This window comes from Nocardia sp. NPDC047648 (assembly GCF_040642815.1).
GTDB lineage: Bacteria > Actinomycetota > Actinomycetes > Mycobacteriales > Mycobacteriaceae > Nocardia > Nocardia gamkensis.
On sequence record NZ_JBEYSX010000013.1, the window covers coordinates 34,559 to 47,648 of the forward strand.

The 13,090-nt window shown below is 68.2% G+C and carries 7 protein-coding genes and 1 tRNA gene; 1 reads left to right on the forward strand and 7 read right to left on the reverse strand.

Annotated elements, in window-relative coordinates:
* Positions 1-4 precede the first annotated feature (4 nt).
* The 6 genes from ABZ803_RS25120 to ABZ803_RS25145 all read right to left on the reverse strand — a co-directional run bounded on the left by ABZ803_RS25120 (position 5) and on the right by ABZ803_RS25145 (position 11,080).
* A complete protein-coding gene (locus ABZ803_RS25120) occupies positions 5-4,942 on the reverse strand; it encodes an NAD-glutamate dehydrogenase (RefSeq protein ID WP_357042772.1) in 4,938 nt (1,645 codons plus the stop codon).
* Positions 4,943-5,133: 191 nt separating this feature from the next.
* Positions 5,134-5,256, reverse strand: coding sequence for a hypothetical protein (locus tag ABZ803_RS25125; RefSeq protein ID WP_357042775.1), 123 nt, complete (start codon positions 5,254-5,256; stop codon positions 5,134-5,136).
* Between the two features lie 411 nt (positions 5,257-5,667).
* Positions 5,668-7,344, reverse strand: coding sequence for an energy-dependent translational throttle protein EttA (gene ettA / locus ABZ803_RS25130; protein ID WP_063053815.1), 1,677 nt, complete (start codon positions 7,342-7,344; stop codon positions 5,668-5,670).
* 79 nt (positions 7,345-7,423) lie between these two features.
* A complete protein-coding gene (locus tag ABZ803_RS25135; RefSeq protein ID WP_357042778.1) occupies positions 7,424-7,921 on the reverse strand; it encodes a single-stranded DNA-binding protein in 498 nt (165 codons plus the stop codon).
* Between the two features lie 160 nt (positions 7,922-8,081).
* On the reverse strand, positions 8,082-9,050 hold the full coding sequence (locus tag ABZ803_RS25140) for a serine/threonine dehydratase (protein WP_357042781.1): 969 nt from the start codon (positions 9,048-9,050) through the stop codon (positions 8,082-8,084).
* A complete protein-coding gene (locus ABZ803_RS25145; RefSeq protein WP_357042784.1) occupies positions 9,047-11,080 on the reverse strand; it encodes a cytochrome c oxidase assembly protein in 2,034 nt (677 codons plus the stop codon). Before ABZ803_RS25145 ends, ABZ803_RS25140 begins: the two co-directional genes overlap by 4 nt.
* A gap of 201 nt (positions 11,081-11,281) precedes the next feature.
* Between ABZ803_RS25145 and ABZ803_RS25150 the strand changes: the two genes are divergently transcribed.
* A tRNA-Arg gene (locus ABZ803_RS25150) sits at positions 11,282-11,355 on the forward strand.
* A gap of 230 nt (positions 11,356-11,585) precedes the next feature.
* On the opposite strand, the gene ectB is transcribed toward ABZ803_RS25150, so the two are convergent.
* Entirely contained in the window at positions 11,586-12,842 is a 1,257-nt protein-coding gene (gene ectB, locus ABZ803_RS25155) for a diaminobutyrate--2-oxoglutarate transaminase (RefSeq protein ID WP_357042786.1), read from the reverse strand.
* Positions 12,843-13,090 lie beyond the last annotated feature (248 nt).

The window sequence follows — 13,090 nt, forward strand, 5'->3', positions numbered from 1 at the left end:
CTCGTCAACGTGGTACCTCCGATTGAGCGCCCACCCCGCTCACCATGCTCCGCACTTGCCGCGCTGCAACCGACAACGTGGCGAGATCGTGGGTTCCGGACTCGAACAATTCCGACAGCGCCGCCCTGGCTCGGCCGAGGCGGGACTGATTCTTCGACTCCCAGTATGCAATCTTCTCATCCGCCGTCTCCTCGGGGTCGCCGCCGGAGAGCACGTCGAGGGTGAGCGAGCGCAGCGACCCGTACATGTCGTCGCGCAGCGCGAGCCGCGCCAGCGCGTGCCAGCGGTCGCCGCGTTCGAGGTGGCTGACCGCCTGCAACAGCCAGTCGATCTTGAGGTGATCGTTGAGCGCGTAGTACAGCGACCCGACCTCGTCGCCGTCCCGGTCGGTGATGTCGGCGATGTCCACGATGTCCAGCAGCGGGAACAGGTGGAGCAGGCCGAAGACCTCGGTGGCCAGATCGGTCGGCGCGCCGCGGGCGATCAGCTCGGCGGACCGGTCGGTGAGGGTCGACACGTGGTGTCCACGCAGCCATCCCGGCACCTTCGGGGCCAGTTCGCGCACGTCGGCGCGGTACCGGCTGATTTCCGAGCCCACCGCGATCGGCTGCGGCCGGTTGCTCAGCAGCCAGCGGGACGCCCGGTCCAGCGTGCGCTTCGTCTCCAGTTCGAGCAGGTCGCGCACCGACGTGGGCGCGTCGCACGCGCGAATTCGCGTCCACGTCTTGTGCAGGTCGAAGATCCCGCTGGCGGCGGCGAAAGCGCGCACCGCGTCGGTGGTGGTGGCGCCGACCTCCTCGTTCAACCGGTGCGCGTAGGTGATGCCGCCGTAGTCCACCATCTCGTTGGCGATCATGGTGGTGACGATCTCCCGGCGCAGCCGGTGCCGCTTGATCGCCGCCCCGAAGCGGTCGCGCAGCGGTGTCGGGAAGTAGTCCGGCAGCCGCATGGCGAAGTACTGGCTGTCGGGCAGGTCGGAATCGAGCAGATCGGCCTTGAGCGAGAGCTTCACGTGTGCCATCAGATTGGCCAGCTCCGGCGATGCCAGCCCGGAGCCTTCTTCCAGCCTGCGCTTGAGCTCCTGATCGGAGGGCAGCGCCTCGAGTTCGCGATCCAGGCCGCGACGCTCTTCCAGATCCTCGACGAGCCGCATCTGCACGCTCAGCATCTGCGAAGCCTCGGTGCGTGAGATACCCATGAGGAAGTTCTGCGCCACGTTGTCGCGCAGGACCATCTGCGCGACCTCGTCGGTCATCGAGGCCAGCAGCGGATTGCGCTCGTCCGGCGGCAGCTGACCGCCGGAGACGACGGCATCGAGCAGGATCTTGATGTTGACCTCGTGGTCGGAGCAGTCCACGCCCGCCGAATTGTCCAAGGCGTCGGTGTTCATCTTGCCGCCGTTGCGGCAGAACTCGATGCGACCGAGCGCCGTCGCACCGAGGTTGCCGCCCTCGCCGATCACCTTGACCCGCAACTTGTTCCCGTTGACGCGCACCGGGTCGTTGGATTTGTCGCCCACTTCGGCGTTGGTCTCGGTGCTCGCCTTGACGTAGGTGCCGATCCCGCCGTTCCACAGCAGATCGACCGGTGCGAGCAGGATGGCGCGGACCAGATCCGGCGGCGACAGCGAGACGACGTCATCGCCGAGGCCCAGCGCCGCCCTGGCCTGCGGGCTGATCGGCACGGCCTTCACGGTGCGGTCCCACACACCTCCGCCGGAACTGATCAGCGACGTGTCGTAATCCGCCCACGACGACCTCGGCAACGCGAACATCCGCTGCCGCTCCCGATAGGAACGCGCCGCGTCCGGATCGGGATCGAGGAAGATGTGCCGGTGGTCGAACGCCGCCACCAAGCGGATGTGCTCCGACAACAGCATGCCGTTGCCGAAGACGTCGCCGCTCATGTCCCCGACGCCCACCACGGTGAAGTCCTGGGTCTGCGTATCGATGTCCATCTCGCGGAAGTGCCGCTTCACGCTCTCCCACGCGCCCTTGGCGGTGATGCCCATCGCCTTGTGGTCGTACCCCGCGGATCCACCGGAGGCGAACGCGTCGCCCAACCAGAAGCCATAACTCTGCGCGACGTCGTTAGCGATGTCGGAGAACGTCGCGGTGCCCTTGTCGGCCGCCACCACCAGGTAGGTGTCGTCACCATCGCGCCGCACGACTCGGGCCGGGGGCAGCACCTCCCCGCTCGCGCGGTCCACATTATCGGTGACGTCCAGCAGGCCGGAGATGAACGTGCGATAGCAGGCCACGCCTTCGGAACCCAGCGCCTGCCGGTCCGCGACCGGATCGCCTGTGGCCGCGGGCGGTTGCTTCACCACGAAGCCGCCCTTCGCACCCACCGGCACGATCACCGCGTTCTTCACCGCCTGCGCCTTGACCAGACCCAGGATCTCGGTACGGAAGTCCTCCAGGCGGTCCGACCACCGCAACCCGCCACGGGCCACCGGACCGAACCGCAGGTGCACGCCCTCCACCCGAGGCGAGTACACGAAGATCTCGAACTGCGGCTTCGGCCTGGGCAATTCGACGATCTCCCGCGGTTCCACCTTCACCGAGACGTAGTCGCGCGGCTTGCCCTCCGCGTCGGTCACGTAGTAATTGGTGCGCAGCGTCGCCTTGATCAGGCCGAGGATCGCGCGCAGGATGCGGTCCGCGTCCAGGCTGACCACCTCGTCGATCCGGCCGCGCACCTGCGTCTCCAGTTCCGCGGCGTGCTCGGCGGAGACGGTGTCGGGATCGAAGCGCGCCGCGAACAGGTCGACGAACAGGCGCGCGATATCCGGATAGGTGAGCAGCACACGGCAGATATTGGCCTGACTGTACGGAAAACCCGCCTGCTGCAAATACTTCGCGTAGGTGCGCAGGATCGAGACGGCCCGCCACGGCAGCCGGGCGCGCAGCACGAGTTCGTTCAGGCCGTCCGCCTCCGCGCGGCCGTACCACATCGCCTCGAAGGCTTCCACGAACCGCTCCCGCAGCCCGCGCACCTCCGCCTCCAGCACGTCGGCGCGCTTGGAGGACTCCAGCAGTTCCGCGTCCAGATCCCGATCGAGCGAACTGCGCAGCAGCTCCGCGCGGGCGAGCAGGCCGAAGTCGTAGATCCACCGCTCACCGCCTTCGGCGCCGTCGGCGGCCTCCAGCTCGATCTGGTAGGGCCGCTCGTCCACCACCTCGACGCCGAGGCTCTGCAACAGCGGAAGCACCTGGCTCAACGAGATCCCGCTGCCGCCGATGTAGAACGTGAAGCGCCATGAGCCCGGCGCCGAACCCGGCTTGCGGTACAGGTATTGGTCGATACCGCCGTCGCGCAGCCGCTCCAAGCGCACGATGTCCCGCAGCGCGCGGGGCGCGGCGAAATCCTGCTTGTAGCCCTCGGGAAAGGCTTCCGCGTACTGCTGCACCACGGCGGGGTCGAGCACTGTCGACGTGCTCACCTCGTCGTTCAGGCGGTCGTCCCAGGTACGAGTCGCCTCGGCGAGCAGGTTCTGCAGACGCAGCCGGTTGGGCTCGGAAGTGTCGGCGACGGGCGGCGTCCGCCGCGGGGCGCCGTGCTCGGCTTCCGGCATGCGCACCGTGAAATACACGCGCGCCAAATCACTTTCGCCCACTCGCGCGGAGTAGTCGATGGACACCCCACCCAGTTCCCGGACCAGGATCTCCTGCATCTCCAGCCGTGCCCTGGTGGTGTACCGGTCACGGGGCAGGTAGACCAGGCAGGCGACATAGCGGCCGTAGGTGTCCGCGCGCAGGAAAAGGCGCACCTGGCGGCGCAAGCCCACGCTCAGTACGGCGGTGGCGGTGCGGCGCAGCGTCTCGCCGTCGGCGGAGAACAGCTCGGTGCGGGGGAACGACTGGATGACCTCGAGCATCGCCTGCCCGGAGAACGATTCCAGGTCGAATCCGCTCTCCTCGATCGCCGTGCGGACCCGGCGCTCGATCACCGGGATGTCCAGGACGTTCTCGTGTACGGCGGTGACCGTGAAGACGCCGATGAACAAGTGTTCGCCGACCACCGCTCCGTTCGCGTCGAAGTCGGCGACGCTGACGAAGTACGGGTACACCGCACGATGCACGGTGGCCGGAACCAGCCCCTGCGTGAGGGTCAGCAGCGGACGGTCGCCGCCGTTGACCGGCACGTGGAAGTCGGTGCCCACGTCCGGACGCAGTACGCCGAGGCAGGTGGCGGGCAGGACGGTGGTCATCTCCCTGCCCTGGTCGGTGCTCAGCCGGTAGCGCGCGTATCCGAGGAGGGTGAAATTCCCCCCGGCCAGCCAGCGCAGCAGGTTGGCGGTGTCGGTCAGTTCGGCCGGTTCGAACGGCGCCGTCCCGGATCGCGCGGCCCGCTCCAGGTCGTCGGCCAGCTTGCTCTGGGCGTCCTTGATGGCCTCGGTGTCACCGATCACCTGACGCACGTCGTCCACCACATCCGGCATCGCGGATTCGACCTTGGCCAGCAGCGCCGCACTGGTCGACGGGTGCAATTGCACGTGCATCCAGGATTCGCGCAGCCCGGCCGCGCCGGTGCCGTCCACCTCGTGCGCGGCGGCGTGCGTCAGCCGGCCCTGCTCGTCCCGCTCGACCTCGAAGATCGGGTGGATGATCTCGCTGACGCTCACGCCGATCCGGCTCAGCGACGAACTGATCGACTCGACCAGCAGCGGCATATCGTCGGTGACGATCTGCACCGCCGCACCGATTCCGGAAGCGTCATCCGGGTGATAAACCCGGACCAGCGCGCGACCAGGGCGTCGGGTCACGGCCAACTCCAAATGCCTGCGGAAGATCTGGGTGATGCCGGTGATCGCACAGTCCACATCGCCCGCGTCGACGTGGCGGAAGTAGGCTTCCTCGAGCGTCGCGAGTTCGCCGCGCAGTGACTGCGGCAAACCCGCGGCCCACGCCGCGCTGGACAATTCGGACGAGACGGTCATTTTCGCCAACTCCCTCGGATATCGGTTCCGTAACAAAGTGACGCCGGTCCGAGAGTAACTGTGCGCCGAGGACGCGTGGGTGAATTCCCTTTCGACATGCAGGAGTTCACCGCGACCGCGCAGTTCGCCGCTCGTGTGCCGAGATCGCACGCGTTGATCTCGGGCACAGCACAGAATCGGACCCGCGAACGTCAGGTGAGCGCTACAGGTCGTATCCGCGGCGGCAGCGGCGCCGCACCGGTACCTCGGGTCAGCTCGACCACCGCGCCGGCGACCGAAGCCACCGATTGCTCGAACTGCGCCTGCGCATTCACATCTCCACCCTAGCGAGCTACGCGCGGGTAGGTGTCACTCCTGTTTCCGCGTTCGGGGACAAAGACTTTTCGCGCCGTCCCACCGAGAGCGTTCGTCGCCCGCTCCCGGCTCTGTTATCCGGCCTCGCCGCCCCCCACGGCGCATCAGCAAACGCTGGGCAGCAGCAGAAATCACCGCCCGGCCTCCGCGCGTTCTCCCGCGGTGGCAGTGGATCACGCACGGCGAAATCGACTCGCCGACATCCGGTCCGAACTCAGCCCGCACCGAACGGTGGCGGACAGCCGTGGTCGGGCCACTGAATCGCCCCGGTAACAGGAAAAGCGATCCCGCCCGAGGTTGCGCACGAATGTTTCACCGCTCCGGGCAGGGTGGGTGCGTCCTACGTCGTGCACCCACCCGCCACGACGAACTCAGCCGCGGGTCAGCTTGCGGTGCGTCACCCGATGCGGACGGGCCGCGTCCGGGCCGAGCCGCTCGACCTTGTTGGCCTCGTAGGCTTCGAAGTTGCCCTCGAACCAGAACCACTTGGCCTCGTTGTCCGAGTCGCCCTCCCACGCGAGGATGTGGGTGCAGGTGCGGTCGAGGAACCAGCGGTCGTGCGAGATGACCACGGCGCAGCCGGGGAACTTCTCGAGCGCGTTCTCCAGCGAACCCAAGGTCTCCACGTCGAGGTCGTTGGTCGGCTCGTCGAGCAGGATCAGGTTGCCGCCCTGCTTGAGGGTCATCGCCAGATTCAGCCGGTTGCGCTCACCACCGGACAGGACGCCCGCCGGCTTCTGCTGGTCGGGGCCTTTGAAGCCGAACGCGCTCACATAGGCGCGCGACGGCATCTCCTGCTGGCCGACCTCGATGTAGTCCAGCCCGTCGGAGACCACCTGCCAGACCGTCTTCTTCGGGTCGATGCCCGCGCGATTCTGGTCGACGTAACTCAGCTTGACCGTATCGCCGACCTTCACCTCGCCGCTGTCGGGCTGCTCGAGCCCCACGATGGTCTTGAACAGCGTGGTCTTGCCGACGCCGTTCGGCCCGATCACGCCGACGATGCCGTTGCGCGGGAGGGTGAACGACAGGTCCTTGATCAGCTGGCGATCGCCGAAGCCCTTGTCCAGGTGCTCGACCTCCACCACGACGTTGCCCAGACGGGGGCCCGCGGGGATCTGGATCTCCTCGAAGTCCAACTTCCGCATCTTCTCGGCCTCGGCCGCCATCTCCTCGTACCGGCCGAGACGGGCCTTGTTCTTGGCCTGCCTGGCCTTCGCGCCGGAACGGACCCAGGCGAGTTCTTCCTTGAGCCGCTTCTGCAGCTTCTGGTCCTTCTTGCCCTGCACCTCGAGCCGCTCGGCCTTCTTCTCCAGGTAGGTGGAGTAGTTGCCCTCGTAGGGGTAGGCGCGGCCGCGGTCCAGCTCGAGGATCCACTGGGCGACGTTGTCCAGGAAGTACCGGTCGTGGGTGACCGCGAGCACGGCGCCCTGGTACTGCGCCAGGTGCTGCTCGAGCCAGTTCACGCTCTCGGCGTCCAAGTGGTTGGTCGGCTCGTCCAGCAGCAGCAGGTCGGGCTTGCTCAGCAGCAGCTTGCACAGCGCCACCCGGCGGCGCTCACCACCGGAGAGGTTGGTGACCGGCTCGTCCGGCGGCGGGCAGCGCAGCGCGTCCATCGCCTGCTCGAGCTGGGAGTCCAGATCCCACGCGTCGGCGTGATCCAGATCCTCCTGGAGCTTGCCCATCTCCTCCATGAGCTCGTCGGAGTAGTCGGTGGCCATCAGCTCGGCGATCTCGTTGAAGCGATCCAGCTTCACCTTGATCTCGCCCATGCCCTCCTCGACGTTGCCGCGGACGGTCTTCTCCTCGTTGAGCGGCGGTTCCTGCTGCAGGATGCCGACGGTCGCGCCCGGGGCGAGGAAGGCGTCACCGTTGTTCGGCTGGTCCAGGCCGGCCATGATCTTCAGCACGCTGGATTTACCTGCGCCGTTCGGGCCGACGACGCCGATCTTGGCGCCGGGAAGGAAGTTCAAGGTGACATCGTCGAGCACGACTTTGTCGCCGTGCGCCTTGCGAACCTTCTTCATCTGGTAAATGAACTCAGCCATAAGTGTGAAGCCTATCGGTGCGTGAGATGAGGGGACGAAGCAGAGCTACCCTGCCGCCGGGACGAAACCGGTCGTGCGATCAAGCGTCGACAGGCTCGGGTGCGTTGCCGCGTGGCGGTGCCGAACCGGCGGCTGCGACATTCTCCCCCGGCGCATCGCCGTCCGGTACCCGAGCTTCAGCGCTCGGCACCTCGGAAGTATTCCGCGACGACAGGTCGGACAACCGCGTCAGCCGCGCCACACAACGGGACAGGTCCGGTCCGACCACGGTAGCGCGCATCTCCAGGTCCCGTCGTTCCACACCGTCCTTGCTGCGGTACTCGTGGGAGCGCAGGTGGCCGTAGGCGATGACCGGATCGCCGCGCCGCAGGGACGCGTCGACCCCCGCCACCAGCCTGCGCCAGCAGCTGACCGTGAGGTACAAGGTGCCGTTGTCCACCCATTGCCCCGACGCGTGATCCAGCCTGCGCGAATTGCTCGCCAGCCGGAAGGTGACCACCTGCTCGCCGTTGGCGAGGTCGCGCTTGACCGGATGAGTCGCGATCGTTCCGATCACGGTCGCATGAGCCTCGTACATGATTACGCCCCTTCGCATTCGGATCCGGGCCTGCCCGGAATCTCCTCCCCCTCCAGGAGGCTCTTCTAGGGTGCGCCGATCCGCGGGCGCCGAGCGAGCCGATCCGGGAATGTGCACAACTTCCCAAGTTGTGAAGATTGGGCGTTTCACGCAGGGGAGATCAGAACACCGCCACATCGGTATTGGCGCCGCAGAGCACGATGACCGGGCGCTCGTCCGGCTCGGGGACATAGGCTCCGCTGTGCACCGCGGCCAGCGCCGCCGCACCGGCCAGTTCCACCAGGATGCGGAATTCGCGCCACAGATACTCGCGCGCCGCGCTGATCGCGTCGTCGGTGACCAGCAGCGACTGCACACCGTGCCGGCGCGAGACGTCGAGGGCGATATCGCCGATCCGCGTCGGGCCCAGCGCGTCGACGGTGAGCCCGGACGCGACGATGTCCACGGGATGGTCCGCCGTCAACGCCGCGCGCAGGATCGCGGCGCCCTCGGGCTCCACCCCGACGACCTGCTGACGGCGCCCGACCGCCGCCGCGATCCCGGCGACGAGTCCGCCGCCGCCCACCGCGGCCAGCACCGGCGGCCGACCGCGCACCTGCTCCTCGAGTTCCAGCCCGACTACACCGATGCCCGCGACCACCGCGGGCAGGTCGTAGCCGTGCAGCAGCAGCGCGTCGCGTTCGGCGGCCAGCTCGGCCGCGTGCACCGAGGCCTCCGCGTAGGTGGTGCCGTGCCAGAGCACATCGGCGCCGTGCGACCACATCGCGGCGACCTTGGTGTGCGGGGCGGTCTCCGGGACGACGACAGTGCACGACTTGCCCAGTCGCGCGGCGGCGAGCGCGGCCGCGATACCGGCGTTGCCACCGGAGGCGATCACGACATGATCGGCCTGCTCGCCCGACTCCAGCAGCGCGTTGAGGCTGCCGCGGACTTTGAACGTGCCACCGTGCTGGAGATGCTCGAGCTTCATCGTCACCGGCACCGGACCGGAAGGGCTCGCCACGGACGTGTGGAAGACCGGCGTCTTGCGGATCTGCCCCGCCAGCCGCTTGCGCGCGGATCGCACGTGCGACCGTTCCACCCGCCCGACCGGTCTGTGTGGGGAGACCACGGTGGCGCGTTCACTCACTTACGCACTTCTCCATCTCGCTTGGCCAGTTCGGCGTACATCGCGTTGTATGCGGCGAGTGCGGCGTCGTTGTCGCGTTCGGCGGCTCGATCGGTGCGTTGCGCGAGCCGCTTGTCGCTGCGCGACCATTGGATCAGCAAGGCCAGCATCACCACCACCAGAGGGACCTCACCGCTCGCCCAGGCGAGGCTGCCGCCGGTGCGCTGGTCGCCGAGCAGATCGCCGTTCCAGCCGAGCCCGAGGCCGCGGTAGAACCAGCCGCCGAGCACCGTGGTCGTGCTCATCAGCGCGACGCCGAAGAACGCGTGGAACGGCAGCGAGCCGAACACCATGGCGAGCTTGGTCAGCGGTTCGACCTGCCTCGGCTTGGGGTCGATGCCGATCACCACCCAGTAGAACAGGTAACCGCTGAGCAGGAAGTGCGTGTTCATCAGCAGATGCGCGGCGTGCGAGTCGGCGTAGGCGTCGAAGATGCCGCCCAGATACAGCGCGTAGAACCCGGCGACGAAGATCGCCGAGGCCACGATCGGGTGGGTCAGGAAACGCGACACCGGGTTGTGCACGGCGGCCAGCAGCCATTCCCGGGGGCCGGGCACGCCGCCGCGGCCCGCCGGAGGCAGCGCGCGCAACGCCAGCGTCACCGCGCCACCCAGCGCGAACAGGATCGGGGCGAGCATCGACAGCGCCATGTGCGCTCCCATATGCACGCTGAACATCGCGGGCGAGTACCGGCCGACGCCGGAGGAGGTGGCGACGAGCAGCACCACGCACCCGGACAGCCAGGCCAGCGTCCGCCCGGCAGGCCACGCGTCACCCCGCGCTCGCAGCCGCCGCACGCCCAGCAGATACAGCACCGCGAGCACGAGCGACAACGTTCCGAAGATCAGATCGAACCGCCAGTCGAACATCATGCGAGCGATGCTGGGCGGCCCGGCCAGGTCGTAGCCCAGCTCCACTTCGACGGGGGTCGGAACGGAATCCGGAGGTGGCGGCGGCGTGCGGCCGAGCCCGACCGCGAGGCCGATGGTCGCGGCGAAGATCAGCACCTCGACGCCCGCGTAGCGGACCAGCGCCGAGCGGTCGCGAGGATCGGCGGCGAGGGCGGGCAAGGCGGCGCGGCGCTGGAGATAACCGAACGCGCCGAGCACCGCGAGCGCCGCGGCCTTGGCGAGCACCAGCCTGCCGTAGGTGCTGCTGAACAGCTCCTCCAGCGGCACCCGGACCCAGGAGTTGATCACGCCGCTGACCGCGATGACCGCGAATGCCACCGTGGCGGTCAGCGAGAAGCGCCGCGCCGCCAGGTCGGTGTACGCGCCGCCGCGCAAGGCGTGCGCCAGCACCGCGAACAGGCCGCCGACCCAGACGGCGGACCCCACCAGGTGCAGGATCAGGCTGTTGGTCGCCACGTCGTGCGACCCGCCCGAGGACGAATGCCCGGTCAACGCCAGCGGCATCATGGTCGCGATCGCGCCGCCGAGCAGAACCGGAGTCCAGCCCCAGCGCAGCGCGAGCCGGCAGCCGACCGCGACGATCAGCGCGAAGACGACGGTCGTGCGCCAGGCCCCGGCCAGCTCGATCTGACCGATCGCCCGCCACAGACCGTCGGGCCGCAGCACCTCCCCGACCGGCCGGCCCGTGGTGTCCGAGACCGTGAGCGGCACGAGCAGCGCCGCGCAGCATGCCCAGACCACCGCGAAGTTCGATGCCCGGCGCACGGCCCGATACCCGCCGACGTCCAGCAGTCCGTTGCCCTGCGGCGGCACGAGGAACGCCGCGAAGAGCAGCGAACCGACCGTCAGGGCCGCCGCCAGATCGGCGAGCGCCCGCACCGCGGGCAGACCGTAGGTGGTCGCCACGCCCGGGTCGGGGATGCCGAGCAGACTCAGCGCCTGCGCCGCCGACAGCCCCACCACCAGTGCCGCGACCACGGCCGCGATGGCGCCGGCCAGCGCGGTCACCGTCGTGAACGTCGCCCCGGACCGGACAGCCTCGGCTTCGGGAGCGGCGGACGAGGTGGGGGCGGACGACATACGACTGAGCGTAGTTCGGCGAGTAATCCGTGGCCCGGTCGGGTTTGTACCGATATCCTGACCGCGGATCACCACCGGCGCGTCACCTACTGTCTCGGAATGGCTGAAACGTTGCTAACGCTAAGAGTTTGACCACCTGGACGGTCGCTATAATCGACCCGCTGGACAGCACGGCCAATGTCGGCCATCGTGGAACCCGCTGCCTCCGTAGCTCAGTTGGATAGAGCAAGGGCCTTCTAATCCCTAGGTCGCAGGTTCGATTCCTGCCGGGGGCGCAGCACACTGGAGACCTGCAGCTATGCGGGTCTCCAGTGCTATTACCCAGGGAGCGCGAGGCTCAAACACTCGCAGATTCTCCTCCCGCGCGTCTCGACGGCGGGCAGTGTCCGCGATCGAGCCGAAGTTCCCGCGAGACTTGCGAGCCGGTTGCGGGACCGGACACCGCACCACCGCCCCCGCGGCCCGCCCGCTGACCAGCGCGGAGCGCCTGCCGAGCCTCGAACCGTCAACCGCAGACCGCCTCCATCGCTCCGGTCAACAGGCGAATGCCGTGGTCGATCTCGTCGTCGGTGACCGTCAGGGGCGGCATGAGCTTGATCACCTCGTCCGCCGAGCCGGAGGTCTCCACGAGCAGTCCGCGGTCGAACGCGGCCTGGCCGACCTTCTCCGCCAGCGACGCGTCCTCGAAGACGACGCCGTGCACCAGGCCGCGGCCGCGCGCCGAGACCCCCTCGAACGCCTCGGCCAGCCCATCGAGCGCCCGTGCGATCCGCTCCCCCTTGGCGAGGGTCGCGAGTTCCAGCGCCGAATCCGACCAATAGTGCTCGAGCGCCACACGACCGGTGACGAATGCGGCGTTGTTGCCACGGAAGGTGCCGTTGTGCTCGCCGGGCGCCCACTGATCGAGTTCCGGCCTGAACAGCACCAACGCCATCGGCAGGCCGTAGCCGCCGATCGACTTCGACAACGTCACGATATCGGGCGTGATCCCGGCGACCTCGAAGGAGAAGAACGGCCCGGTACGGCCGCAGCCCATCTGGACGTCGTCGACGATCAGCAGGATGCCGCGGGCCGAACACAGCTCGGCCAGTCCGCGCAGCCATTCCGCGCGGGCCACATTGATGCCCCCTTCGCCCTGCACCGTCTCCACGATCACCGCGGCCGGTTTGTCCAGACCGGAGGACGGATCGTCCAGCGCCCTGCGCATCCAGAGCAGGTCGTCGGCGATGCCGAGGTATCCGTCGTAGGGCATGGGCACGGCATGCGCGAGCGGCACCCCCGCGCCGGACCGCTTCGCGGCGTTTCCGGTGACCGCGAGCGCGCCGAGCGACATGCCATGGAAGGCGTTGGTGAAGCTCAGCACGGTCTGGCGCCCGGTGACCTTGCGGGCGAGCTTCAACGCGGCCTCGACCGCGTTCGCTCCGGTCGGCCCGGGGAACTGGACTTTCCAGTCCAGGCCGCGGGGACCGAAGACGTTGTCGCGCAGCGCTTCCAGCAGCTGCCGCTTGGCGACGGTCGACATGTCCAGGCCGTGGGTGATGCCGTCGCCCGCGATGTAGTCCAGCAGCGCCCGCTTGAGCACGGGGTTGTTGTGGCCGTAGTTGAGCGATCCCGCCCCGGCGAAGAAATCCAGGTATTCCTTGCCGGTCTCATCGCGCAGCCACGCTCCGCTGGCGGTGTCGAAGACCGCGGGCCAGCAGCGGCAGTACCCGCGCACGTTGGATTCGAGTGCCTCGAACACAGTCATCTCGGTGACGGTCATCGGCGATCCTTACTCGTCGTGCGCGAGCGCTCCACAATCTGAAGTGACAGTGTTTCTAACATCCGCGACGCCTGGATGTGGCCTTTTCCCCAAACAGCGCAGAGGCCTTTCCTGCGCCCACCTGGGCCGGTAAGGTTGACTCCTTGTGCGCGGGAGACCGGAGGGGGGCGGACAGCGTGCCGTCGGGGGAACGATTTCGCAGCGCCGTCGCCCTCTACACATCGCTCATGGGCGCCGGATTCCGTAGA

What these genes read in the sequence shown, in the direction of transcription:
- ectB (WP_357042786.1), bottom strand. Translation starts at nt 12,842, where the DNA reads ATGACCGTCACCGAGATGACTGTGTTCGAGGCACTCGAATCCAACGTG.
- ettA (WP_063053815.1), bottom strand. Translation starts at nt 7,344, where the DNA reads ATGGCTGAGTTCATTTACCAGATGAAGAAGGTTCGCAAGGCGCACGGC.
- ABZ803_RS25120 (WP_357042772.1), bottom strand. Translation starts at nt 4,942, where the DNA reads ATGACCGTCTCGTCCGAATTGTCCAGCGCGGCGTGGGCCGCGGGTTTG.
- ABZ803_RS25135 (WP_357042778.1), bottom strand. Translation starts at nt 7,921, where the DNA reads ATGTACGAGGCTCATGCGACCGTGATCGGAACGATCGCGACTCATCCG.
- ABZ803_RS25145 (WP_357042784.1), bottom strand. Translation starts at nt 11,080, where the DNA reads ATGTCGTCCGCCCCCACCTCGTCCGCCGCTCCCGAAGCCGAGGCTGTC.